Genomic DNA, 26,346 nt, shown 5'->3' on the forward strand with positions numbered 1-26,346 from the left:
CACACATCTTGGTCACTCGTGTCAACAACAACCGAAAAGTGATCCACTCCACCATTTGAATAATGATCCACTATTTATTAAGGTTTTCCATTAATCCGGCTTGTTTCTTTTCTTTGATCCTATAACTCTCCCCTTTAATTTGAACAATATGTGAGTGGTGTAAAACTCTATCTAACATAGCTGATGTTAACGCTGTATCATTCGCAAAAATGCTCCCCCATTGTCCAAATGGGAGATTATTGGTGAATATGATCGCTCCTTTTTCATGACACTTTGCTATGACGTCAAATAATAATTTCGATTCCTGTGCACTAAACGGTAAATAACCTATTTCATCAATTATTATATGTGTTTTTCCTACACCTGATGGCCCGAGCAGAACGATGTTTTCTTTTCGTTCAATAAACGAGAGTGTGGCAAGCTCGTTAAGCTGTTTTTTGGGCACACCGGAGGCAAACGTAAAGTCGAATTTCTCGAGTGATTTTAATGACGCAAATCCAGCCACACGCGTAAACATTACCTGTTTACGTTGGTGCCGATACGCTTGCTCACTTTGTAGTACGCGCTCTAAAAACTGTAAATAATCCCACTCTTCTTTTGCCGCTTGTTGTGCTAGTGCTGTTGCGTTCGTTTCAACACCAGCAAGTTGAAGCTCCTCTGTTAGTTCATGCAAACGTGCTAATTGTAAGTTCATAATGCCTCCGAAAACTGTGCGTAAATATTTAAGTCATGATGTAACGGTTGAGTCTCGAAGGACATATCAAATACAGGTATTGTCACTTCTACCGGTTGTGGTGGTGCAGGGGGTTGAGTTGGAGGTAAAGATTGCAGGTAGACTTGCTCTTCTTTTAACCTATCAGCTGGCTTTACTTTGATTGTGCCGTGAATACGTTGATTAGCAACCGTATTTAACCAGTCAATGACTTCAATATTGGCAGTCTCAACGTCTAAAGTAAGTTCAAGGGCAGATAATTTAGTCGCCAATGGATGATAAAAATCATTGCGTACATAACACACCATTCGCTCTACTTTTCTCCAGTATAACCTTACTCTTTAATTTCTCTGAGGAAACAACGGCTGATAAATGTATTGGAGCGGCTTTTACTAATCGAGAATGTAAATACGGTTTAAAGGCCTCTAATTTTGAAATACCCGTTTACGAGTAGCATAATGCGGCTCGTTAAAGTCACCTTGAAGGTATTTTTTAACTGTGTTGCGCGCTATGCCTAACTGTTTAGCAATGGCTCGTTGAGACATGCCTTGGATGGCTAAGACTTTCATTTTCATGAACTCTTCTTTTGAAATCATGGTGCTTACCGAAAAACACCAGTGTTAAGTTAACTGGATCAGATCTCAATTGTTGAAGTGGATCATTTTTGCATTGCTGGTAACAAAAACAATTGACTAGCAACTTGTTCATCAGAAGGTAAGTTGAGTAAAGAATGTCACCGACAATGTAAAACTGACCCACTAACGATAATTTAAAATTGACCCACCAGAGGTACAATGACCATCGGTTTAAAAAACGGTGGTTGAGATGCAATGCTAAATCAGGAGTCACTAGTGGATATTCATGTACTACATCAACAAGGGCACAGTATCCGAGCTATTAGCCGTCAACTCGGTATCGCTCGCAACACTGTTCGTTGTTATTTGCGAGATATTGCCCGAACACCTAATTATGGCCCTAGGTCTGCTCGGCCTTCAAAGCTAGACCCTTTAAACCTTACTTTCGAGAACGAATTGAGGCTGCTAAGCCTTATTGGATCCCCGCTACGGTTTTATTACGCGAAGTTCAGACGCAGGGATACGATGGCAAAGAAGGGATCTTAAAAATCTACATTCGGCAGTTTAAACCTAAAATGGAAGAAGATATCGTCCGCTTCGAAACGGCACCTGACAACAGGTGCAGGTAGACTTTACGACCATTAAGCGAGGTCACGCTAAACTTAAAGCGTTTGTGGCAACCATGGGCTTTAGCCGTGGTACTTATGTACGTTTCAGCACTCATGAGAAACAGGACGATTGGATAAGCGGGGTCCGCGAAGCTCTACATTATTTCGGTGGCGTTCCCAAGGAAGTCTTGTTTGATAACGCCAAATGCTTGATGATTGAGCGAGATGCTTATGGCGATGGTCACCATCGGTGGAATAAGCTCCTACTTGAACTTGCTTCTGATTATGGGTTCAGATTAAGAGCGTGCCGCCCTTACCGAGCAAAAACCAAAGGTAAAGTCGAACGATTCAATGGCTACTTAAAAAGCAGTTTTATTACGCCGCTTGCAGCAACATTAAAGCAAGCTGGGCTTACCTTGGATGTTGATACGGCCAACGCACAAATCGGACCATGGCTCGAAGATGTTGCTAATAAAAGAATACACGGAACGACAAAACAAACGCCAGCGGCCTTGTTAATTAAAGAACAACTGGCATTGGCTCCATTACCAATAAAGTCACGGCCTGATAAACCATCATTGATACCATCACAAAGGGCAATTCCTGTTGAGAGCTTCCAACACCCGTTGAGTGTTTAGACCAGTTGTTGAGGGCTCAGCCATGAATTTACAAATGGAGCGAATTCAGCAAGTTTGTGAGACTCTAAAGTTAAACACCTTAGCAACCGAGTGGTCTGCCATTGCTGACAATGCCGCTGGGAAAGACAGTTCGCTGGCTGACTTCCTTGAATTACTGCTAAACGTTGAAGTAGAAGCAAGGCAGCAACGAACAAGAGAAACACTACTCAAATTCGCTGGCTTACCGGCCATTAAGTTGTTCGCAGATTATGACTTTAAGTTCGCTAGCGGAGCACTTAAAAAACAGCTTCAAGAACTTACCAGCCTTGCTTTTATTGAGCGAGCGGAAAACATTGTATTACTTGGTCCAAGTGGTGTAGGCAAAAGTCATCTAGCATTAAGTTATGCCTATCAGGCTATTCAAAAAAGTATTAAAGTGCGCTTTATTACCGCTGCCGATTTAATGTTGCAACTAGCGACAGCCAAAAAACAAGACAGACTGGAGGGTATATTAAACGAAGTGTACTCGCCCCAAAGTTACTGATTATAGACGAAATAGGCTATTTACCCTTCGGGAGAGAGGAAGCCAACTTGTTCTTTAATGTGATAGCCAAACGTTACGAATATGGCAGTGTCATTGTCACGAGCAACTTGCCGTTCTCACAATGGTCAACGGCCTTCGCTGACGATCAAACACTGACAGCGGCCTTGCTTGATAGATTGCTACATCATGCACATATCGTTCAGATCGCAGGAGATAGTTATCGACTTAGAGGCAAAAAAATGGCTGGAATAGCCCCAGTCACCAATAAACAAATGAAGTATAAACACTAAAGGTGGGTCAATTTTACTTTACCGCTAAGTGGGTCAAAATTAGATTACCGTTGACAAAAGAAATCCAGCGTTGCTTAAAGTGCTACATAGCAGAGAGTTGTATCGAATTATTATCTCTTATTTATCAAAGCTAACTCTGCCTTGACCTAGATGTATCAATACTGTTGTAGAAAGGTTAAAGCCTGATTAGCTATTTAAAGCACCACAGCTAACTCGTGAGTATATGAAAAAATGGCATTGTTGAATATATATGTGATATTACAATTTATAATGGATTCATAAAGTTAAGAATATTCTGTTGCGAATAGATAGAGAAGGATCTTTAGGAAAAGGTCTTGTTGGTGTTGACTAGAACATACAGATTAAGCATTTCATTTAGGTAAGCTATTACTGCTTAGCAGTATGATTTGTTTGGCATTTAAAATGGGGCGACTGATGGGACTTGAACCCACGACAACCGGAATCACAATCCAGGGCTCTACCAACTGAGCTACAGCCGCCACAATAACAACACCTCTTTAGTGTGTGGCGCGCATAATACATAAATATCTTACACTTGCAAAGTGTTTTTTTGTTTTTTATGGAAAAACACAAATAAAAAAATCCTTACATACCGACAATATTCATATAATCTATGTATGATCTGCTTAAAATTAAAAACCACGCCTAGGAGGCTTTATGGATACAGCTATTACATGGTTAAATGATAACTCTGATTTATTACTCCACTTTTCGATGCAGGCTCTTATTGCCTTACTCGTTTTGCTTATTGGCGTAAAAGTCGCAAAAATGTGCGATAGATTAACAGTTAAAGCTTTTGACAAGCGCAAAATAGATAAGGCTGTTGCCGGTTTTGTTGCCAATATAGTTTATGCAATTGTGTTTGCAGCCACCGTATTGATGGCGTTATCACAAGTTGGCATTGAAACTACCTCCTTTATCGCAATTTTAGGTGCTGCAGGTCTTGCTATTGGTTTAGCGCTTCAAGGATCGTTATCGAATTTCGCTTCAGGTGTACTTATTATTATTCTACGGCCCTTTAAAGCCGGTGATTATATTGAAGCAGGTGGTAAGGCTGGTAGTGTGCAAAAAATAGAAATTTTTTCTACAGAGTTAAAAACGCCAGATAACAAAGTTATCATAATGCCAAACTCTTCGATCATGTCTGGTGCAATAGTAAACTTCTCAAGGGAGAAAACGCGTCGTATTGATTTGGTTATTGGTGTGGGCTATGACGCAGACCTCAAACAGGCAAAGCAAGTATTGAAATCAGTGTTAGAACAAGATGAGCGTATCCTTAAGGAGCCAGCTTATACGGTAGCTGTACTAGAACTTGGTGATTCTAGTGTGAATTTTGTTGTTCGCCCATGGGTGAAAACGCCTGATTATTGGCCGACATATTTTGACTTAGTTGAAAATATAAAAATTTCACTGGATGAAGCCAGTATTAATATTCCATTTCCACAAATGGATGTCCACCTTCATAAAGACTAATTATTTAAAGGTTATTGAGTAATGAAATTAAAACTGTTGTCCTTGTGTGTTATCACGATTATAGCGGGTAAAGCATCTGCGCAAAGCGATGATGCCAAAAAGGTAAAGAAAGCGTGGGATGTGAGTAGTGAAGTTGGTGCCATTATTACCAGCGGTAATACTAAAACAACGACGTTAAAAGGTGGCATTAAAGCTAAGCATAATCTAGATAATTGGCACAATGAGTACAAACTCAGTGGTATTTATAAAGAAGATGAAATTGAAAATAGCGCTGGTGAACGTGTTACAGAGCGCACTAACGAAAAGTATTCACTTTCTACACAGGGTAATTACAAATTAACAGAAGACCATAGTCATTTGTTTATTTATGGCTCCTATGTATCAGATTATTTTGGTGCATATAGAAACGAAACTGTTGTATCAGTGGGTTATGGTCAGCGACTGTTTAGTAATGAAAATATGTATTTAAATGCAGAGGTGGGCCCTGGTGTTAAGCGTTTTGAACATCAAAATGATAGTTCTGAAATAGATGAAAATGGAAATACTTTGGCGGGAACGTCAGAAAGTGAAGTGATCGGAGTGGGTAAATTAGACTTTAATTGGCAGCTTTCTGAAAATGCACGTTTTACTCAATTAGTGGCTGTTGAGTACGGTGAAAGTAATACAAAAACAACATCTGAATCAGCATTGATGACAAAAATTAATGGCTCGTTGCAAATGAAAGTGGCTTACAATGTGATTCACAATTCAGATGTATCGCCGGAAAAAGACAATACAGATACAGAAACATCGTTAACTCTGGTCTATAGCTTCTAACCGATTACACTTTTATACATAAATGGGGCCATAGGCCCCATTTTTTTTGCGCTAGAAATACTGTATCATTCGTCGGTCAAATCGCGCATTCATTAAGGGTCATATTTGTGAAGTTAAGTAAATTAACTGTCTTTTTTGTTCTATTTTCAATATTTGTATTTAATTTAGAGGCGGCTAATGCGGCATCACCTAGCCCGCAACAAATGGAGCAGTTTAAAAAGCTTCCCAAAGCTCAGCAAGAAGCTCTTGCCAAAAAATATGGGTTTGATATGAAAAACCTAGATAAGGAAGGGGCGAGTGAACAAGAAGAAGAGGAATCTCAAACCTCTATACAAGATCGAGCTAAAAAGCAGCTTGAAGATGAAGAGTTTGAAGATAGATACAAGCCAAAACAGTTGGAATTAAAGCCTTTTGGTTATGAACTCTTTGAAGGGGAACCCACCACATTTATGCCCACAGAGATCGCCGCGATCCCAGATACTTACCTTATTGGTATTGGTGATAATATTAAAGTTAATTTGTATGGAAAAACCAGTGAGGAATATGAAGTACAAATTGACAGCGAAGGGCGTTTGGCGATTCCAAACTTAGCGCCAGTACATGTTGTCGGTTTGTCATTTAAAGAGTTAAAAGTTTTAGTTAAGAAAAAAATAGAAGACGAAATGATTGGTGTAAGTGCATTTGTTAGCATGGGGGAACTAAATGCTATGCGTATCATGGTTGTTGGTGAGGCATATAAGCCGGGCAGCTATACGGTCTCCCCATTGGCAAGTGTGACGCATGCTTTATTTGTAGCAGGCGGTGTGAGTGATTTGGGTTCGCTGCGTAATATACAAGTTAAGCGCGCTGGCAAATTAATGACGACATTTGATTTATATGACCTACTTTTAAAGGGTGATAGTTCAAACGATATGATATTAAAGCCTGGTGATGTAGTTTTTGTTCCACCTGCAACGAAAAAAATCACTATAAAAGGCGAAGTAAATAGACAAGCGATTTTTGAATTGCAAGATAATGATGAGTTAGCAACGGTATTGTCTATGGCGGGAGGGCTTAAGGCAAATGCTAATAAATCAAGAGTTGCTGTATCTCGCTATAATGGTGATGGAAAGCGTATTACACTTAATTATGATTTCACTCGAGAAGCTAGTTACACGCCTCAAAATGGTGATGAAGTTATTGTCAATGCAGCTTCTACACGTTTACAAAATACGGTTACTTTAATTGGTGCAGTCACAAGCCCTGGTCACTATCAATGGTATGCAGGCAAAACATTACGCGATATATTCTCTAGCCCTCGTGAAGATTTATTACCAATAGCTGACTTTAACTATGGCTTAATTATACGAGAGTTGAACCTAGATGGTGATATTGAAGTGCTTCAATTTTCTTTACAAGACGTCGCGCTGAACCAACAGGATAATCTGAAACTTGAATCAAATGATACGATTGTAGTTTTTAGCCGCTATGCACTTAAAGAAGATGAAGAGCAAGTATTATCAAACTTAGCCTACAGTCAAGAACAACTCGCATTACGAGAAAACGTAAAACTGTGGGAGCAATATGAAAAGGATGAGTACTTAAAATATATTGGTGTTAAAGAAGAGTTTACTTTCGAGGAAGAAGAGCAGCAAATTAGCAGTATATCAGCGCTATTTAAGCAGTCAGAAGAAATAGAAGATGAAGATTATGCTGTATTTAGCCGTCACAACTTGCTTGCGCCTATAGTTGCTAAGCTTAAGCAGCAAGCAAGTGCTTCGATGCCTGTTAAATTGTTTGCTGTTAATGGTGAAGTTAAATATCCAAATATTTATCCATTACCTAAAAAACCAACTTTCCAAAAAGCTGTCAATGCAGGTGGAGGGTTTTTAGAGTCAGCGTATCTTGAAAAAGTTGAACTATCACGAGCGTCTTACTCGGCAGATAAACAAGTTGAGCATATTGATTTTAATGGTGTTCAAGAGCTTACAAGTAATACGTTAAAAATCACCAGCAATGACACGGTAAATATCTTTCCAAAGCCAAATTGGCAAGAAAGATTAGAGATAAAAATAGTAGGTGAAGTCCAATTTCCTGGCACCTATACATTTAGCCGCGGGGAAACGTTGGCAAATGTGTTAAAACGTGCAGGTGGTCTTAGTGAGTTTGCACATAAAGAAGCTGCTATTTTCACGAGAGAGTCAATTAAGCGCAAAGAAAAATCTCAATTACAGCGACTAACACAGAGTTTGCGTCGTGATATTGTGACTAATACGTTCCAAAAAGACTCAACCAACAATATGCCTTATGAAGATATGGATAATATCATTAAAGATCTGTCTCAAGTTGAAGCGCTAGGGCGGTTAGTTATAAATATTGGCGAGAGCTCAACTCAAGAACTTATACTTGAAAATGACGATGCTCTATATATTCCAGCTAAGCAAGATGCGGTCAATGTAATTGGCGAGGTACACTTTGCTTCTACGCATTTATATGACCCTACGAAAGACGTTAACGAATATATAAGCGCAAGTGGTGGCTTAAAACAAAAAGCTGACGAAGGTCGTATCTATATTATCAAAGCGAATGGTTCGGTGGTATTACCTAGCACTACAGGTTCATGGTTTGCGGTTAATAACAAATCAAGCCAGTTGTCTGCTGGTGACACCATAGTTGTTCCATTGGATACAGAGCATATTAATAGCTTAGAGTTGTGGACATCAGCGACACAAATTATTTATCAACTGGGCTTAGCTGCAGCCTCTATTTCGAGATTAGATTAGGATAATTAGGGGTAAGTAGTTTGGAATTAAATGAAGCAATGATTGTTAAGCGTCATGAAATTGACTTAACAGAAATTCTATCGGCATTATGGCGCTCAAAGCTGCTTATTATTTTGATATCAGCACTGTTTTCAGCAGCAGGCGTTTTTTACGCATTATCCTTGCCAAACGAATACAGAGCAACGGCTATTTTAGCTCCGGTCGAAAGAGATCAAGGCGGCATGTTATCTGGCTTGAAGTCAGAGTTTGGTGGTCTTGCTGCGATGGCTGGTGTGAATATTGGTGGTGGAAAAAGTGATAAAGCAGGTCTTGCGTTACAAATATTACAAAGCCGTGCATTTATAAATTCATTTGTTGAAAAATATGACTTAAAAGCCAAATTACTTGCAGCAGAGCGATGGGACTTGTCGAGCAACAGCATTATTTATAAAGAAAGTTTGTATGACTCACAAGCGAATAAGTGGCTCAGAGAAGTAAAGCCGCCAATGCAAATAGAGCCAAGTGCACAGGAAGTGTTCGAATATGTGATGGCAAATAATATAGGTGTGGTAGAAGAGCAAAAAAAAGGGATAGTAAGGCTGTCGGCTTCTCACGTTTCGCCTGAAATTGCTAAGTTTCTTGTTGAACATCTCGTATTAGAGATTAATAAGTATATGAAGCAAAATGATATTGCAGAGGCTGAAGGCAAAATAGAGTACTTAAAAAGTGCCTTACAGGAAACTGTAGTTGCTGATATGCAAAGAATATTTTACCAACTTATAGAGCAGCAAGAGCAAACTAGAATGCTAGCTAAAACACAGGCGCAATATGTGTTTAAAGTGATTGATCCAGCAATACAGCCTCAACAAAAAGCGGGCCCCAAACGCGCACTTATTTGTATCGCGTTTAGCTTTTTAGGTTTTATACTGTCTGTGGCTATCGCTTTGTTCAGGCATTTTGTTGTCTCTAAAGTTAAACAAACAGAAGTGTTATAAAGTGTTATCGATAATTTTGTTTATTGCTCAAACGCGCTATAATCTCGCGTTGATATTAGTCGGTCACTGAGGATATGTGGATCTGTATGGTCATATTTTTTGCTTTTTTTGCATCTTATTGCACTATTTTTATGGTCAAGCCATTAGCCGAGAGGGTAGGATTGGTTGATGTGCCATGTAGTAGAAAGAAGCATGTTGGGGCAATCCCTTTAATTGGGGGGGTCTCTATTTTTCTCGCTGTGTTGATTTCAATTTTAGTGTTTCTCCCTTTAGAAAAACGCTTGATTGTTTATTTAATTTGTGCCGCTGCCATTGTGTTGTTAGGAGTGGTTGATGATTATAGGCAGTTGGGCGTTAAAATTCGCTTGTGTGTTCAAGCAGTCGTTGCATTATTGATGATGTGGGGCTCTGATGCCTATATTCACAACTTAGGCAATCTATTCGGGTTTGGTGATATTGAACTCGGTATTTGGGGAGTTCCTTTTACAGTCATCGCAGTAATAGCAGCCATTAACGCATTTAATATGATTGATGGTATTGATGGCTTAGCCGGTGCTATGAGCATCACTACTTTCACAGCAATTCTATTTTTGATGGCGGTTAATGGTGGTGAGTTAAGTGTATTACCACTGATTATAATTGCAACGATAGTGCCTTATTTAGCGTTTAACCTAGGCGTTAAAGGTCATCGGAATAAAAAAATATTTATGGGTGATGCAGGCTCTATGTTTATTGGTTTGAGTGTGGTTTGGCTATTAATGATATCAAGCCAATCTCATACCAATAATGCATTTACTCCTGTAACCGCATTATGGATCATTGCAGTTCCGTTGATGGATATGATGGCCATTATTATAAGACGCCTTAAGAAAGGGCAGTCTCCATTCATGGCTGACAGAGACCATTTACATCACGTCTTTATGCGAATAGGGTTTAGTCCTCGACGCGCGTTGGCAAGTATTTCATTCTTTGCTATGAGCTTGGCAGGAGTTGGTGTGGCTGGTGAACTGTTTAAAGTTCCTGAATGGGGAATGTTATTGGTATTCCTATCTGTGTTTATTTGTTACTCTGCATGTATTCAGCACGCATGGCGTGTAGCAAGGTTCCTTCGAAAATACGTTTTTATAAAAAAGTAAGTGGTAGTTCAATATGCAACTCAACAGAAGTAAATTTATAAACAATAATAAGCAAACAGGCTTCACTATGATGGAGCTATTGATTGTAATAGTGATTTTGGGTTTACTTATGTCGTTAGTTGCCCCTGACTTTTTCAAAAGGTTAAGCTCATCAGAAAGAAAAATAGCAGCCGTTCAGATGTCGGCATTCGAGACTGCCATTGACACTTACCGCCTCGATGTCGGGAGTTACCCTAAGTCTTTACAGGCATTAAGAGTGAGTGAAATAGCCCGCTGGGATGGACCGTATTTGCCTAAAGAGGTACCTATGGACCCATGGGGTAACGAATATGTTTATAAAGTGCCGGGCGAAAATGGTGCTCCATATCAGCTTAAGTCGTTAGGAGCTGATGGAAAAGAAGGTGGTGAAGACTCTAACGAAGATATAGTTCATCAATAATGGAATTGACACAATTACTCTTAGAGCAGTTTAATGTAAGCTCTGCTGATATCGAAAAGGCAGTAAATTATCAGGCTAAATATGGTGGCAGGTTAGAACAGATCCTAATTAATATGGGCAGTTTTCCAGAGGATCAGGTTACGCTACTCTATGCTCGTTACTTAGGTTTACCTATTATTACTCAACAGCAGGTTGATGACTTTGATAGTGTACAAGTCAAAGAACTTGCAAATTTACAAACTTGTCTTGAACACCATTGGGTGCCGTTAGATATAGAACAACAAGATTGGCTTTTTGCAGTTGTTGACCCTTTAGACCCCTATATGAACGAGTGGCTGTATGAGAATAATATAGCCGCGCAGTTCGTACTTGCTTCCGCTAATGAGATAAACCTGCTTATAAGCCAATTATCTGATAACAAATACGACTTAGATGATGATCTATTCAGTGAAGAAGAAGAAAAGCTTCGCGAATTAGCCACAGAGGCACCGACAGTCAATCTGCTTAATTCATTGATTAGTAGGGCATTGAGACAAGGTGCATCGGATATGCATTTAGAACCCTTTAATGGTCGTTATCGTGCTCGGTTTCGTGTCGATGGTGTTTTGCATGAAGCAGAGGCTATTCCAGCAAGTAAACAGCTGCCAATAGTAACACGATTAAAAATCCTTTCAGGCATGGATATTGCGGAACGCCGACGTCCACAAGATGGTAAGATTGAGATGAAAATAGCGAATCAAGAGATTGATATTCGGGTTTCAGCTTTACCGCTAAATGATGGTGAATCTATCGTTATGCGCTTTCTAAAAAAAGAAAGTGTACGTTACGATATGTCTGTTTTAGGGCTATCTGAAGACATAGAGCTAAGTATTCGTCGTGATATCAAGAAAACGGCTGGGGTAGTATTACTTACAGGTCCTACGGGCTCTGGTAAGACGACAACATTGTATACATTTTTAAACTCACTCAATAGTAATGATGTTAAAATCATTACATTGGAAGACCCTGTTGAATATCAACTTGAAGGTGTGAACCAAGTTCAGGTTAATAGTGAAATTGGGTTTGATTTCGCGGCTGGATTACGGTCAGTTGTACGCCAAGATCCTGATGTGATTATGCTGGGTGAAATCCGTGACAAAGAGACCGCTCAAATAGCATTGCAATCAGCATTAACTGGTCATTTGGTTTTCTCAACAGTACATACCAATGATGCAGCAAGTGCATATACTCGCCTATTAGATTTAGGTGTTGATGAGTTCCTGCTAAATGCAGCTATTATTTCAGTTGTTGCCCAAAGACTTGCGCGAAAGATATGTAAACAGTGTGCTGTTGCAGATCCTGAAGCTCAAAAGTTAATAAAGCAATATGATTTAAATGGAATTGCTCGTAAATTTAATATTGAAAAAATAGAGCTTTTGAAAAGTAAGGGCTGTGAAGCCTGTGCTAATAGTGGGTTCAAAGGGCGATTGGCGATCACTGAATACCTTGAGTGCGACGATACGATTAAATCGACCCCAAAAGATGCTCAGTTTATTCAAAAAGCGCAAGTTCACAACACGAGTAACAACCGTAGAAGTTTATTGGAAGACGGTTTATATAAGGCTATTTTAGGGCAAACAACAATTGAAGAAGTGATAAGGGTTGCTGGGTAATGCCTCTTTTTCAGTATAAAGCTTATGATTCAATGGGCGGCAAATGTGATGGTCAGCTTGAATCAAAAAGTCTTTCAAGCGCACAGTTAGAGCTTGAACAACAAGGGTTATTGCCCTTTGAGTTAAATGAGCTAAAAGCATCAGGAAAAGGAAAGGCTTTATTTGCAGAAAAGGTGAGCCTTGCTGATCTTGAATTTGTCACCTCTGAGTTAAGTTTACTTTTGGCAACAGGGATACGAATAGACAGAGGGCTCGATATAATTAAAAAAACTAAAGCAAAGCCGGCTTTAGCTAAATTATTATCAGAGTTGAGCCAAAGCCTAAAAAAAGGTAATAGCTTGTCTAATGCTTGTAGAGAGCACCCAAACGTATTTGATGGTTTGTACTGTAATCTAATTGAATTGGGAGAAGCTTCAGGCGATCTTGCCGGTACATTTTCGGGGCTATCTGAAGATCTAAAGTTTAAACGCGATTTAAGAAAAAAAATCATCAGTGCAACAACTTATCCTGCAGTTATTTTCTTTGTTTGTATTTTGAGCATCGCTTTTATTTTTAATGTGATAATTCCAAAAATGGCTGACATGTTTGCCAATATTGACCAACTGCCTTGGTATACTCAAGCAATGTTGGCAACTAGCCGTTGGTTTGCAGACTATCAAAGCTTGTTATTAATTAGTTTATCTCTTGCGGGAATCGGTATTTACTTTGCCAGTAAGCAAGATTCAGTAGTTGCTTGGTGGCATCGGATTGTATTGCGGCTTCCTGTTTTAGGGACCTCTGTTAAGACGGTCGAGCGCATTCGTTTTAATACGGGGCTGAGCCTTATGCTTAAGGCTGGCGTTCCTATAGACAGAGCCTTACATTTAGCAACCGGCAATATTCGCAACCAACAACTTTATTCTGAGCTTGAAGTTGCGCGAAAAAAAGTAAAGCGAGGTAGCCAATTAACCCCTTCATTACAGCAGACCTCTTTGTACCCATCGTTTTATATCTCACTACTTGAAGTGGGCGAAGAGTCAGGCAAGCTGGAAGCGGTTTTTAGTGAAGTAGCCAGCCGCTCGAAAAGTGATTTTGAAACTTGGACCGATAGAGTTACCTCATTATTAGAGCCACTCATGATTTTATTTATGGGCGTTTTTGTTGGTGGTGTTGTCGTGGTCATGATGCTCAGTATGATTTCACTCAATGATGTCGGGTTTTAAAATGAAGCCAGAGAGAGGCTTTACGATGATAGAGTTGCTTATTGTATTGGTCGTAATGGGCCTTTTAATGTCATTGGTGGCGCCTTTATCTTTGAAGGCGATAAATCGTTCAGATGCAAAAATCGAGCTTGTTGAAACCAAAAACTGGCTCAGAAATAAAACAAATCAAGCATTTTTAGAGCAGCGAGATTATAAAGTTGTATTAAACGGAAGGAACGCTATCGTGTATTTTGATGGCGGAACTGTGGAAGAACATACTGTAAGCTATTTGATCTTTCCAGAACAAGAACTGCTCGTGAACCGTTTTGGGGTAGCAAAGCCAAATAAAGTAACCGCAATGTTTTTAGAGCAAATACTTAGTCTTGAGATCCAAAACTATGAGACACCCTAATCGAGGATTTACACTCGTTGAGTTACTGATCTCTGTCGTTATTCTATTATCAGTGATCACTGCCGTTTCAATGATTTATCGAGGTGCATTCATTTCATCCGAAAAAGCAACTAAACATGTTATGTTTGCGACTGCAATGCCTGGCATTCTAGATACGGTGCGCAAAGATATCCGAGACATGCCATTTAACAAAAATACACTCAGTGGCAGTGGTATAAATGGCCAAGTGGCGTTCACTTGGCAAGCCAAAATGGTAACACAAAAAGAGTATGCTTTACTGGCAGGTAGCAGTGAATTTAATGCCATGCTAGGTGGAACTAATGAGTATAAGCTGTGGCAAGTAGACTTAAATTTAGAAAGTAATGGACTAAACAGACACTACCAGCTCAAAGAGGTCAGTTGGCGTGATAGGTAAGAGTAAAGGTTTTACGCTAGTTGAATTGCTCATTGCAATTACGTTACTGAGTTTAGTGATGGCTACAGGAACGTTTGCATATTTACAATTCGCAAGTAGGTGGGATAAAGAGCTTGGAGACTTTCAACAGCAAGCTCGCTTGGCTAAAGCGACGGCACAAGTCGAACAGGTAATTAAAGGGGTTGTCCCCTACATTGTTAGGGATAGTAAGGATAAACCTGTATTGTATTTTGTTGGCTCAAAGTCGCGACTTCTAGCGGTGACTAATAATGGCTTAGCCACAGGTTCTACAGAAGTTTTTCGGTTAATTTTACAAGCTGAACAAGAGAAGTTTAATCTTCTTTATCAGTCAACACCGCTTCATCAAATTATTTTAACGTCCACAGAACAAGAGATTGAGTTTGTAAATAATTTTACTTTAATCAAAGGTCTAAACAGTGCAGCGTTAAATTATTTCGGTTGGCGAGACTTGGCATTAGCAGCGAGTAAGCAAATAGGGGCAAAACCTGATTGGTATGACAACTACTCTGCATTTGAGCGTAAGTTAACTCCTCTGTACATCCAATTAGAGTTAGGGAGTTTTAAGTTGTTGGCGCAACTAGACTCAGATCCAACCAGATGGAATGGGTATTTTCGTAAGGCTGGGCAATTTTAATGCAAAAAGGAATCGCCTTACTCCAAGTGCTTTTAATTACCGCTGTTTTAAGCTTGCTAGCACTTTTTATTACCAATACGGCAAAGCAACAGGTAGCTATAGCAAAAGGGTTTGATGATCGTACACAAGCGTTAGTTGATAACTATAGTGCAGAGGCATCTTTACTTTTTGCCTTGCTTAGCGAGCGAAAATCCCCTACAGCAGGCTCTTCTCCTAGTATTCCTGAGGTGACAGCAGGTTGGAATTTTCATAGCACCCCTTTTGTGTTATCACATAACACCACTGTAAGGCTTCAAGATTTAAGAGGGCTGTTAAACTTAAACTTTCCCTCAGAGCAAAGGTGGCTGCGAATGTTGACGCAGCTAGGCCTGCAGGATTATGATGCGAGGCTGTTATTAAACCGAATAAAAGACTGGCAAGATGTAGATAGTACGTCTAGGTATTCTTTAAAAGAGCAAGATTATAAAAATGGGGTCATACAGGTATGGCCAGAGTTATCACATATTTCCATGCCAAAGTACATAGAACTATTTCTTGTGCAAAACTCAACTATGTATAAAGGCAGTACTTTCAATCCTATGACATCACCAGATAGTTTGATTATGAGTTTATTTGACAGATCGGTTGCAAGGCAAATTATACAGTTGCGCAACAACAGCTCATTAACACCAACTATTTTTTTGGCCTATACCGGCCTAGTAGAAGGTAATAAAGTTACTTTATATCCTTCAAATAATTTTAGAATATCATTGGAAACTCAGGTGGGTAGTTCAAGAGTGAAGCGTACATTATATTATTTATTACAACCAAAAAACGCTAATCCTGTCAATTTGGTATCTTCAGAAGGTTAAAAGTTAATGAATGTGAAGCCGTTATCTAGGTGGCAAAAGCAGTTAGTTTGTAAATTGGTCAGCTACTATAAAAACAATCAGCATTATCATTTAGAATATCAAGAACAGTGGCGTTTAGTGCCAGCAAGTGCACCTAAATTTTTTCAGATCATAGCCAGAGAACATTTTAAAGAAAGCACAGAGAAGTTACCAATTACAGATAGGAAGTCACTCAAAGGTCTACTGGCACTGCGACAAAAAAAGCAAGGTAACCAAAAAGCCATCTTTCAAGCCAGAGCACAGGATGACGTTTCAACAACCATTAATGCTTGGTATCCACAATCATCAATTCAAAGTGGCGCTTGGCAATTTCCCGAAACAGCGCTATTAGCCCAGACTATGTCTGAACAAGCGTTATTACTAGTGAATGAGCGATACTACTTAGCTGTACGCAATAATGTTGTGTATTCTGCTATGAAACAGGGGCTTATTAATAGCGAAGAGCGTTTTGCTAATACTATGGGTATTAAGCAGCAGTCGTGCAATCGTATTTCAGATGAAAATACATTAATTGATTATTTAGCGGCGGGGGTTTTACCTTTATTATTAAACTCACATACCTCTTTTTTTCAAGCAAACGGTATTAAACAGTACAAAGAACCGTTTAAAAAAGGGGTTCTAATGAGTCTAGTTGGGGGTTGTGCTTACTTACTACTCAGTAGCGGTTATTTGATAATGAAACAAAGTTTACTGCAGGATGACTTGGATAAAAACCAGCTAGAGATTGATCAAGCCTTGGTGTCTTACTCCAAGCTAGAAGAACATCAGCGTCAAGTTGCAGCATTGCAAAGCGTATTTGTAAATCAGCCTAAAATATCTCCTAACCTATTGATATTAGAAAAGCTGCGCGATAGTGCGACTATCGAAAAAATGGAGTTCAAAGGGGAGCGTTTTGTGATCCGAGGAAAAAGCAACAGTGCTATCGCGGTGTTAGAGCAACTTAGCAGTGTTAAATGGGTATCTGAGGCCAAGTTTGACTTCCCTGTTAGAAGTTACCAGGGTAAAGAGGAGTTTGTGATAAGTTATGATGTCCCTTTTAAGGCACATAAAATGGCGTTCACTCACAAAGTAGCCAAAGAGAGTATAGGAGAATAATGTGATTGAACAAATTAAACAGTATAAACTGTCGCTGAGTATTATTGCGATTTTAGCTGTCATTAAGTTTGCATTGCTGCCGTTACTTACTTGGCAAGGTAACATGGTTACTGATATTGATCATGTAGCTAAGCGCTTGAACAAAGCGCAGCAGGTGTTTAATCAACGTGATGATATTGAACAAGCACATAAGCAGATTGTTGCGCTCAAATCACAGTTTGAAGCGTTATTATATAGCTGGCAAGATCCTTCAAAGTTTAGAATTGAAGCGCAAAAGCAAGTTAATAAGTGGTTGAATGATTTCGAATTACAAACCAATAATATTGGCTGGCAGCCGGAGTTTAAGTTTCTGCAAGCAAGTATACACCGAGAGCAAATGCGGGCAAACATTAAAGGTGATGTCGCTGCATTAGGTCGTTTTTTGATGCACCTTGAAGCTCAGCATCCGATGATAGCAATAGAGTATTTTGATATGCGCCTAAATGGTATAAGTGCTGAGCAAGCTGGGAGTGGCGAGGCAAGCTTGCTAATTTCTTTTTATTTAAATGAGAGGCAAGCAAGCAATGAGTAAGTCGTACGTTTATTTAGCTTTGTTGATGCTACTTGTTTTTGCGTACGATGCAACCAGCAGGCTGGCAATGAACACAAGTGCTAGCGATAAGCCATTTCAAACAAACTTTGATGATGCTTACATTTTGCCAGTGTTATCTGAAAACTCAAAGGCGCAGATTGAAGCGAGTATTAAGCGTATTTCTGGCTCACAAAATGAGGAAGCGGATAGCCAAGGCGATGATAGCAAAGTTATCAATCAAGCTAGCCAAAGTGGTGAGCTACAAACCGTTTTTGCTAGAGATAAACAATTACAGTTAAAAGCGGTTATACAATCTAATGATATCTCTTATGCCTTAATCGAAGTTACACCATTAAAAGCAGGCCAGTCAAAACTTGTACGTTTTGATAATCAAGCGGATGTTGAGGGGTTTAAACTATCAATTTTATCAAATACACGCGTAGCTTTACGCGCAGAGAATCAAGATATAACGCTCATCATGTACCAAGGTGCTAAGCAATAACGACAACGGAAAAATTATGAAACAAGCACAGACTATTTTACTGAGTTTTATTGTTACGGCAGGGCTTTCTGCATGTAGCTCAATGCCAAATTCAGTTGCAGTTAAAGACTCATATTTACACAATAAGCCACTCAAAAAAGCTGCGGGCATAGATGAGCAAATATCAGCACCTTCAGTAAGTGTGAATTCAGAGTCAACAGGGCTAGTATACCTACCAGCACTACGAGATGGAAAAGTAAACCAAACAGCACAGTTAAATTTATCACTCAAGTTTAGTGACAGTGATACTGTGCAGTTAGCGGCAGATAGCTTAAAAGTTAAAGACTATTTGCATTATGTATTTGGAGACTTGCTTGGCGTTAATTACATCATTGGAGATGAAATAACTAATAGTGAAGATGCTATTACGGTTAACCTCAAGGAGCAATTAAGCAAGCGCAAGTTATTTTCACTTAGCCAAAACTTATTAACTGAACGTGGTATTGTGATTCGAGAGCAAGAGGGGATCTTTTATATTCATCCATCAGAAAACGCTTCGGGCGGTAATGTTGTTTATGGATATGGTAATCAAGTAAAAGACGTACCTAACACCGCAAATACCATTATTCAAATTGCGCCGTTTAAAAGCGGCATGCAAACGCCATTAGCAAATACAATACGGCAAATGACGAACGTAGATGCACAACCCTTATTTAACCAACATGCCATTATGTTCAAAGGTAAGCGTACGGAAGTTGTACGCGCGCTTGAATTTATGCAAATAATGGATAAGCCAGCATTTAGAGACCGCCATATTAGCATGTATAAATCAGTTTTTATGCCAGTGAAAGAGTTGAGTATCAAACTTGGCGAGCTTCTCAAACAAGAAGGTATTACTAGTTCTGCCAACGGCTCTACTGAGCAAGCTGTTAGTATTGTAGCTATTGAGCGAACCAATAGCTTAGTGTTTTTTACTAATAACGATACATTTATGAGGCGAGTTGAGTTTTGGTCGCAGCAACTAGATAGCCCAGCGGATGGTAATGAAAAGCAGTATTTTATTTTTGAGCCCGAGTTTGCCAGAGCGGTTGATTTAGGGCAAAGCTTACAAAACCTGCTAGGAGGGGGAGGGCACGCACCTAGTCGTAGTACTTCTGCTGAGCGCGAAAACCAAACCCAGCAAAAAAGCAGCACTACTCACTCTAATATCAATGTGTCAAATGATGCGATGCGCATGGTTGTAGATGAACGTTCAAACGCGATAATATTTCATACATCAGGCTCTGAGTATCGTAACCTACTGCCGTTAGTTAAACGGCTAGATGTGATGCCAAAGCAGGTGGTATTAGAGGTGTTGATTGCCGAAGTCACCTTAACGGATGAGTTTAGCCAAGGGGTTAAGTTTGCATTAGCAAATAACCGCGCTGCGCAAACTGGTTACTATAATATAGGGGGTAATACCGCAAGTGGGCTTAATTATGTGCTAGAGGGCCTTACGGGCAAGTTAGATATTCAGTTGTTTGAAAAAAACCAGAACGTGAATGTGCTATCTAGGCCGACTATATCTGTACGAGATGGGGTTGAGGCAAATATCGCAGTTGGGGATGAAATTCCAACCACTGGGGAGATTGTAACCGACCCAGTTAACGGCTCACGAACATCGGTTGTGTATCGTGAAACGGGTATAGACCTCAATGTAACACCTACGGTGAATGCACAAGGGGTCATATTGATGGAAATAGAGCAAGAAATTAGCAATGACGCCTCCGGTGACGAGTCGACTCAAGGTCAGCCCACTATATTCAAAAGAAAGATAAAAACTGAGGTTATCGCGGCCGATGGGCAAACTATTATGTTGGGCGGTTTAATTAGCCAAAGTAATAGCTTAACAGATACGAGTGTGCCATTTTTTTCTGATTTACCGATTTTAGGGCGCTTATTTGATGGTAAAAAAGACACTAAAACCAAAACAGAGTTAGTGGTAATGGTAACACCACGTGTGGTTGAGGCTTCAGAGCAGTGGCAAGGCGTGATGGAGTCTTTTAAAAAGAATTTAAATAACCTAGATTTTAGTGAGGCTACTAAATAAGTAGGGTGGTTAGCTTTTATAAAGTAATAATATTGACATATTACTACTTTATTTTAGTATTAATGTTTTGATATATATTTGCATATACGTTTTTTTACAATTTTGGAAATGTATAAAAAAACAACAAGTTAACCATTCTGTTCTTGGCTAACTTAATGAAATTTAGTGGTTTTTTTTGCACCCTCTGGATGGGGGCTGTATAATTACTTTTAACGCTTAGTTTTTGCGTGGTTAACTGCTTGACAATGCACTAACAATGTTTAGACTAAGCATGGATTTGATCGGAATGTCACTTAGGTGACGGCCTAACTGAATGATCAAATAAAAGAAAAATAGGAACGTTGATTGTTCCCGTTTCATGAAACTTTGGAGAATGGAAAACATGTTCAAAAAATCTCTTCTAGCGCTAGCTCTAGCTGGTGTTGCAAGCTCAGCTGTTGCCGTAGAAACTACTGGTACTTCACAGAATGTATCAGTTGAAGGTATGGCTGCAAACTCAGCAACTGTATACGCTGACACAAATGTTACTTTGAAGCTAAATGCTGAATACACAGTAGGTGACATCGTAACTCTTGATATTACTGGTTCTGAGTTCGCTGACTCAGGTTACTCTTTAACGCAAGTTAACGATGCGGCTGGTGCAAATCTTGTTGCTGGTACTGATACAGCGACTTTCGGTCTATTGAACGCAACTGCATCTAAGTTGACTTTCCGTGTTACAGCTACTACAGATGGTACTGATGCTGGTGATACTGCATCAACTGATGGTTTATTCTTCCAGTTGCGTGCTGCAGGTGCTTTAAACGGTTCTAACGCTAATGGTGTTAGCATCAAGCTAGCTGACCTAGCGAAGGCTGCTAAAGTAACTATTAAGTCTTCCGCTGTGACTTCAACTGGTATCGCGATTGATTCAGCGCCAACTGGCACTACTGACTCAGCAACTGTTTTTGAAGGTAAAGAGCAGTTCACTACTGTTTTAACAGCTTCTAACGGTACTGTTGATGTTGCTCAGTTGCGTAAAGGTTTTGTTAAAAATAACGCAGGTGTTGAACAAGTTCCAGCTCCTAGCTTTACATTCACTGATAACACTGCAGCAGGTTGGATTCAATCAATTGCTGATGATAACTTTGAGCTAACACTTGAAGGTGACTTCACTGGTATCGATTCAATCAATGTTGGTAATGCAGCTACTGATAAGTTCACTGTATCTGGTAATACAGCTACTCTTAAAGGTGCAGCAACTATTGCTGGTAAGACTATCAATTTCGTAATGCCAGCAACTGCTAAACGCGTTGCTTTAACTGCACCACAGTCAGTTACTTTGACAGCAGTAGTTAAAGAAGGTACAGCTAAGGCTGCTACAATCATAAACAAAGCTGTAGCTTCTACTTGGTCACTAAACGGTGACTCTGAGTACTCAGAATTTGTACCTTTCCAAGACGATTTTGCTCGCGCTATCACAGTAACGAACAACGGTACTGTTGAAGGCGACATCATGGCTGAAATCTTCGCTGGTGGCAAAATGGTTGCTGCTAAGAAAGTAGGTACAGCTACTAAGTATACAGTAACTGACGTTTCTGCAGCTGTTGATGCACTAGCTAAAGAAAATGAAGTAACTGGCTATGCAAGCGTACGTATCACTACTAACGCTCCTGCTACAAACATCGACGTTAGCACTATTTACTACAGCAAAGATGACAAAGACCGCGTTAAAGTAAACTAATATTGCTTTAATCACGTTTTAAAAAAAGCGAGCCTAGGCTCGCTTTTTTATTTTTAAATTAATGTACTGTTAGATAGAATAAATAATGAGTTGTACTCTTTCGTAACGCTTACTCATTCGTTAAACTAGCCTTTTTGTTATCTGCTTAGAGCCTTGTGTGAAATATCCGATTGTAAAACCTTTTCTTCCTGAGCTTGAGCATTATCAATTGCAAGTAGCGGGTATTTTTCAACGTAATCGCCTTACTAATCAGGGGCCTTGTGTTGAAGTATTAACTGAAAAGTTAAAAAGCTACCTCGGTGTTGCCCATTTATTACTGGTTGCAAATGGCACACAGGCATTACATGTCGCTTATCAAACCTTGGGTATAACCAAAGCCATAACCACACCATTTACCTTTGCGGCAACCCCTGGTTCTTTGCAATTTCAGAATATTCAATGTCGGTTTAGTGATATTTCTTCTGCGACCTTTAATCTTGCCCCTGAACTGTTTGATGAACGAGACTTACAATGGGCAGATGCTTTGGTGCCTGTGCATGTATTTGGCAATCCTTGTGATGTAGAACAGATGCAAGCTTTGGCGACAAAGCACCAACTTAAGGTTATTTATGATGCCGCTCACTGTTTTGGCAGTGAGTATAATGGTGAGTCTTTATTAAAATTTGGAGACTGTGCGACGTTAAGCTTGCATGCAACAAAGCTCTTTCATACCATCGAAGGGGGCGCGATAATTTTTAAGCATGAAGCAGATTTAAAAAAAGCCCAACAGATAATCAACTTTGGTCAGAGCTCGGTGCAAATTCCACTACATGTTGGCACAAATGCAAAAATGAGTGAAATGCATGCCGCGATGGGGTTGTGTGTATTTGAGCATATTGAAGATATTATTACTCATCGTAAATCTCTACAAAAAAAGTATATGCAAAGGTTAACAAGCCATGTAAAGCTGCAAAGATGGCAAAATAGCGCAGACCAAAATGGCGCCTATATGCCAATTTTGCTGAATGATGAAAGTGAGCTATTGCTTTTAAGTAAGCAGCTTGAAGCGCAAGGTATACAAACTAGGCGCTATTTTTACCCTTGTTTGAGTGATCTGGATGTGTATAGCAAACCAAAATTGTTGCCAAATGCACACCAGATTGCAAAGCGAGTATTGTGCCTGCCTATGTACTATGACTTAACCTTTGATGATATAAATGCGATTTGTGATAAAGTTATTGATATTCTTGATGCCTATAGATAATTAAAATGAATATAAGTAGTCACTATAGCAAAGCAGAACTTTTAGGTATGGGGTTTAAACATGTTGGTGAACACTGCCTGATATCACGTAAAGCATCCTTTTATGGTGCTGAACGTATTATGCTTGGTGATTATGTAAGAGTCGATGACTTTTGTGTATTGTCTGCAGGTGAAAAAGGGATAAAAATAGGTAACTTTATTCATATTGCAGTTTATTCTTCTTTGATAGGCTCTGAGCTGATCACTTTGGAAAACTACACTAACATCTCTTCTCGAGTCAGCATTTATTCAAGTTCAGATGACTATAGTGGCTGCTTTATGACAAACCCAATGGTACCAAGCGAGTTTAGTAATGTTAAGCACTTACCTGTTTATATATCTGCACATGCAATTATAGGCTCAGGTAGTGTCATAATGCCTGGTGTATGTATTGAGCAAGGAGGCGCTGTTGGGGCGCTTAGTTTTGTGGTTAATAGTGTACCTGAGTTTACTATTGTAGCAGGCACACCTGCAAAAGAACTAAAAAAACGTAAGCGGGATTTACTTGAGTTACAAAAAAGGTTGGAACAAACTTTTAAATGATTATTCATATTTTTTCAGCGTCAGCACATCATTACCTACCGATGAGTGAATTTTTTACTCGTGCTTGCCCTGATATAGAGCAGCAGTTTTGGATCCCCTCAGGAGCTTCACACCATAAGCAAGGCTTCAAAGAATTTTTATGTAATAAAGAGCTCGTGGCAATGCTAAAAGCGGCTTCTGATGCAGAGCGATTTGTTTTTCATGGTCTATTTGACCCGACTTTGATACGCAGGCTAATGATATTAAAGCGCTTACATAATGCGGTATGTGTTATTTGGGGGGCAGAAATGTATCGTTATCAGAAGAAGGGAGGCATTAAGCAATGGCTCAATACCTACATACATAAATTGTTATTGGCAAAATTTCAGCGAGTGTATACTTTAAACTCAGGAGATAAGAATTTACTTGAAAAGCTTTTAGGAGTGACAAATAGCGATGTTTTACCTTATCCGTTGATCGGCTTTTCAGCAGTTGATACCCAAAGTAGAGGACTAGCAAGGATTTTAGTCGGCAACTCAGCGGCTCCGAGTAATAACCATATAGAGGTGCTTGAAAAGCTAGCTTTGATAAAGGACTTTGACTGTGAGCTGATTGTGCCTCTTAATTATGGTGGGAGTAGCGCTTATGTTAAAAGCGTGCTTAATATTGGGGAAAAGCTATTTGCTCATCGTTTTAGACCTATAACCAATATGTTAGCTAAAAAAGAGTATGACAAGTTACTTTGTACTGTAGATATGACTATATTTGCTCATAATCGCCAGCAAGGTCTGTATGCTGTTTATGCTATGCTTAGTATGGGTAAGCCTATTTTTTTAGACTTTAAAACAAGTACTTACACTGAGCTTTCTCAGTTTGGTTTTTCACTTTATGATGTAGCCAAATTGGACATGCAAACAAATGACACCCTCACAGATCTTATCGCTAAGCCAAATAATAAAAATCAAGCTTTAATGCGCACGCACTTTTCAGAACAAGCCCTCACCCCGCGCTGGAAAAGTATGTTAGAAGATTTGATATAGCAATGAATGCACCGCAGGCTATTTTTCAAAGCGTTTCTTGGAGCTCGTTAGCAACCATTACTAAAGTATTGTTACAGCTGTTGCAATTTATAATCCTAGCTCGATATTTACCAATAGCTGATTTAGGGCTAATCGCATTTATTAGCATTTTTGTGAGTGTCGCGCAGATACTTGGTGATGGTGGGTTATCAAATGCCGTTATCTATTACCATAAGCTAAGTAGTACAAGTCGAAGTCAGTTGTATACGTTAGGTGTAGTAATAGCGATAATAATAGCCGCTCTTAGTGTGTTATTTACTCCATTCATAAGTGACTTTTTTGATTTACCTAGCTTAGAAGCATTTTCTTTTAGTGTCGCAGCTATAATTTTAATACGCGCGTGCTTTGCACAACCAATGGCATTACTACAAAAAGAATTACTGTTTAAAACAATAGCCATTTTTGAAATCATAGCGCAAAGTGCCAGTTTGTTATTGATATGTGCGCTACTTTGGCTTGATTTTGGTGTTAGTAGTGCAGTATATGCTCAGCTCCTGAATGCGAGTATAGTTTTTATCTTATGTTTGGTTTTTAATCCCAGCCATTTTAAATTGACGTGGCCGAAAGTTCGTGACATTAAGTTGCCAGCTAAGTATGGGGGTTACCAAATGTCAGAAAATTTGGTCGGGGTGTTTAGCCGCCAGTTTGACCAGCTCGTGGTACTGAAGTTGTTAGGTGCTGATATGCTAGGTGTATATAGCTATATTAAAGATTTAATAGGTAAGCCAATGCTACAGCTTATTAATCCAATAGCTAACCGGGTGTTGTTTCCTATCTTAGTCAAGGTCCAGCCTATAGAACGACGTAATTATTACTTGAAAGGGCTCGCTTTGTTAACTTTAGCTAACTTTCCTTTATATATTGGGTTAGTCTTTTTTTCGGAAATATTTTTAGAGGCCTTGCTCGGCAGCGAGTGGGCACAATATCAAGAACTAGCTTCTTTGTTTGCAATAACTTACTTAATTATGTCGCTTATTAACCCCAGTAGTAGCTTGTTACAAGCTTGCGGGGCAGTTAAGCGCTCTTTTTATTGGAATTTAGCAGTAACCTTAGCGCGGGTTTGTACTATTTTTATCTCGGCTCCTATGGGGTTAACTAACATGGTTGCAGCACTACTTATTTTGCAAAGTGCATTATTGATAGCACATTGGTATGTGCTAATTCTTCCCTGTATTCAAGTCAGTTTTATACACTTCTTTAAAGGGGTTTTTATAATACTGACTTTTTTTGTTTTCTCTTAACTTTCGTTATTACGCTAGGGCAGTATTTTTCCGTTACTGAGGTGGTTTTGAGCGTACTATACGCTGTTATAGCGATAATTAGTTTGGTTATA

Annotated in this window: 23 protein-coding genes, 1 tRNA gene and 3 pseudogenes; 23 read left to right on the forward strand and 4 right to left on the reverse strand. The window is 39.3% G+C overall.

Annotation, left to right across the window (positions count from 1 at the left end; all coding sequences use genetic code 11):
* Positions 1–70: 70 nt before the first annotated feature.
* The 3 genes and pseudogenes from SANK73390_RS04895 to SANK73390_RS04905 form a co-directional block, all read right to left on the reverse strand.
* The gene (locus tag SANK73390_RS04895) at positions 71–694 is read right to left on the reverse strand and encodes an ATP-binding protein (RefSeq protein ID WP_462764245.1); all 624 of its coding nucleotides are present in this window, start codon (positions 692–694) and stop codon (positions 71–73) included.
* A complete protein-coding gene (locus SANK73390_RS04900) occupies positions 691–1,020 on the reverse strand; it encodes a hypothetical protein (RefSeq protein WP_462764248.1) in 330 nt (109 codons plus the stop codon). The genes SANK73390_RS04895 and SANK73390_RS04900 overlap by 4 nt, the downstream gene beginning before the upstream one ends.
* A gap of 167 nt (positions 1,021–1,187) precedes the next feature.
* Positions 1,188–1,308: pseudogene (locus tag SANK73390_RS04905) on the reverse strand (helix-turn-helix domain-containing protein); the annotation flags it as partial.
* 234 nt (positions 1,309–1,542) lie between these two features.
* Between SANK73390_RS04905 and istA the strand changes: the two are divergent.
* Positions 1,543–2,533, forward strand: a pseudogene (gene istA / locus SANK73390_RS04910) (IS21 family transposase).
* 22 nt (positions 2,534–2,555) lie between these two features.
* Positions 2,556–3,346, forward strand: a pseudogene (gene istB / locus SANK73390_RS04915) (IS21-like element helper ATPase IstB).
* 424 nt (positions 3,347–3,770) lie between these two features.
* Here istB and SANK73390_RS04920 read toward each other — a convergent pair.
* Positions 3,771–3,846 (reverse strand) — tRNA-His (locus tag SANK73390_RS04920).
* Between the two features lie 178 nt (positions 3,847–4,024).
* On the opposite strand from SANK73390_RS04920, the gene SANK73390_RS04925 reads away from it, so the two are divergent.
* The 21 genes from SANK73390_RS04925 to SANK73390_RS05025 all read left to right on the forward strand — a co-directional run bounded on the left by SANK73390_RS04925 (position 4,025) and on the right by SANK73390_RS05025 (position 26,254).
* Entirely contained in the window at positions 4,025–4,840 is an 816-nt protein-coding gene (locus SANK73390_RS04925; protein ID WP_462764251.1) for a mechanosensitive ion channel domain-containing protein, read from the forward strand.
* A gap of 21 nt (positions 4,841–4,861) precedes the next feature.
* On the forward strand, positions 4,862–5,656 hold the full coding sequence (locus SANK73390_RS04930; protein WP_462764254.1) for a DUF481 domain-containing protein: 795 nt from the start codon (positions 4,862–4,864) through the stop codon (positions 5,654–5,656).
* A gap of 107 nt (positions 5,657–5,763) precedes the next feature.
* Positions 5,764–8,418, forward strand: coding sequence for an SLBB domain-containing protein (locus SANK73390_RS04935; protein WP_462764256.1), 2,655 nt, complete (start codon positions 5,764–5,766; stop codon positions 8,416–8,418).
* A gap of 20 nt (positions 8,419–8,438) precedes the next feature.
* Entirely contained in the window at positions 8,439–9,392 is a 954-nt protein-coding gene (locus SANK73390_RS04940) for a Wzz/FepE/Etk N-terminal domain-containing protein (protein ID WP_462764259.1), read from the forward strand.
* An 86-nt stretch (positions 9,393–9,478) separates the two neighbouring features.
* Complete coding sequence (gene wecA / locus SANK73390_RS04945; protein WP_462764262.1) at positions 9,479–10,528, forward strand: UDP-N-acetylglucosamine--undecaprenyl-phosphate N-acetylglucosaminephosphotransferase; 1,050 nt, start codon at positions 9,479–9,481, stop codon at positions 10,526–10,528.
* Positions 10,529–10,541: 13 nt separating this feature from the next.
* The gene (gene gspG, locus SANK73390_RS04950; RefSeq protein WP_462764265.1) at positions 10,542–10,967 is read left to right on the forward strand and encodes a type II secretion system major pseudopilin GspG; all 426 of its coding nucleotides are present in this window, start codon (positions 10,542–10,544) and stop codon (positions 10,965–10,967) included.
* Positions 10,967–12,619, forward strand: coding sequence for a GspE/PulE family protein (locus tag SANK73390_RS04955; RefSeq protein ID WP_462764268.1), 1,653 nt, complete (start codon positions 10,967–10,969; stop codon positions 12,617–12,619). The genes gspG and SANK73390_RS04955 overlap by 1 nt, the downstream gene beginning before the upstream one ends.
* Complete coding sequence (locus SANK73390_RS04960) at positions 12,619–13,821, forward strand: type II secretion system F family protein (RefSeq protein ID WP_462764271.1); 1,203 nt, start codon at positions 12,619–12,621, stop codon at positions 13,819–13,821. Before SANK73390_RS04955 ends, SANK73390_RS04960 begins: the two co-directional genes overlap by 1 nt.
* 1 nt (position 13,822) lies before the next feature.
* Positions 13,823–14,212: a type IV pilin protein gene (locus SANK73390_RS04965; RefSeq protein ID WP_462764274.1), complete on the forward strand. Its 390-nt coding sequence runs from the start codon at positions 13,823–13,825 to the stop codon at positions 14,210–14,212.
* Positions 14,199–14,627, forward strand: a complete 429-nt coding sequence (locus tag SANK73390_RS04970) for a PulJ/GspJ family protein (RefSeq protein WP_462764277.1) — start codon at positions 14,199–14,201, stop codon at positions 14,625–14,627. Before SANK73390_RS04965 ends, SANK73390_RS04970 begins: the two co-directional genes overlap by 14 nt.
* Positions 14,617–15,282: a PulJ/GspJ family protein gene (locus SANK73390_RS04975; RefSeq protein ID WP_462764279.1), complete on the forward strand. Its 666-nt coding sequence runs from the start codon at positions 14,617–14,619 to the stop codon at positions 15,280–15,282. Before SANK73390_RS04970 ends, SANK73390_RS04975 begins: the two co-directional genes overlap by 11 nt.
* Entirely contained in the window at positions 15,282–16,133 is an 852-nt protein-coding gene (locus tag SANK73390_RS04980) for a type II secretion system minor pseudopilin (RefSeq protein WP_462764282.1), read from the forward strand. Before SANK73390_RS04975 ends, SANK73390_RS04980 begins: the two co-directional genes overlap by 1 nt.
* A gap of 6 nt (positions 16,134–16,139) precedes the next feature.
* Positions 16,140–17,267, forward strand: a complete 1,128-nt coding sequence (locus SANK73390_RS04985; RefSeq protein WP_462764285.1) for a hypothetical protein — start codon at positions 16,140–16,142, stop codon at positions 17,265–17,267.
* Between the two features lies 1 nt (position 17,268).
* Entirely contained in the window at positions 17,269–17,838 is a 570-nt protein-coding gene (locus SANK73390_RS04990; RefSeq protein WP_462764287.1) for a hypothetical protein, read from the forward strand.
* Positions 17,831–18,340: a hypothetical protein gene (locus SANK73390_RS04995; RefSeq protein ID WP_462764290.1), complete on the forward strand. Its 510-nt coding sequence runs from the start codon at positions 17,831–17,833 to the stop codon at positions 18,338–18,340. Before SANK73390_RS04990 ends, SANK73390_RS04995 begins: the two co-directional genes overlap by 8 nt.
* Before the next feature lie 16 nt (positions 18,341–18,356).
* Positions 18,357–20,408 carry a secretin N-terminal domain-containing protein gene (locus SANK73390_RS05000; RefSeq protein ID WP_462764293.1) on the forward strand — a complete coding sequence of 684 codons (2,052 nt, stop codon included), beginning with the start codon at positions 18,357–18,359 and terminating at the stop codon, positions 20,406–20,408.
* A 382-nt stretch (positions 20,409–20,790) separates the two neighbouring features.
* Entirely contained in the window at positions 20,791–22,131 is a 1,341-nt protein-coding gene (locus SANK73390_RS05005; protein ID WP_462764296.1) for a hypothetical protein, read from the forward strand.
* Between the two features lie 157 nt (positions 22,132–22,288).
* Positions 22,289–23,374 (forward strand): DegT/DnrJ/EryC1/StrS family aminotransferase, encoded by a 1,086-nt coding sequence (locus tag SANK73390_RS05010; RefSeq protein ID WP_462764299.1) that lies wholly within the window; start codon positions 22,289–22,291, stop codon positions 23,372–23,374.
* Positions 23,375–23,379: 5 nt separating this feature from the next.
* Positions 23,380–23,955, forward strand: coding sequence for an acyltransferase (locus tag SANK73390_RS05015; RefSeq protein WP_462764301.1), 576 nt, complete (start codon positions 23,380–23,382; stop codon positions 23,953–23,955).
* The gene (locus SANK73390_RS05020) at positions 23,952–24,974 is read left to right on the forward strand and encodes a TDP-N-acetylfucosamine:lipid II N-acetylfucosaminyltransferase family protein (RefSeq protein ID WP_462764304.1); all 1,023 of its coding nucleotides are present in this window, start codon (positions 23,952–23,954) and stop codon (positions 24,972–24,974) included. Before SANK73390_RS05015 ends, SANK73390_RS05020 begins: the two co-directional genes overlap by 4 nt.
* A gap of 2 nt (positions 24,975–24,976) precedes the next feature.
* Positions 24,977–26,254 (forward strand): oligosaccharide flippase family protein, encoded by a 1,278-nt coding sequence (locus SANK73390_RS05025; protein WP_462764307.1) that lies wholly within the window; start codon positions 24,977–24,979, stop codon positions 26,252–26,254.
* The last annotated feature ends 92 nt before the right edge of the window (positions 26,255–26,346 follow it).

The organism is Pseudoalteromonas sp. SANK 73390 (assembly GCF_054966645.1).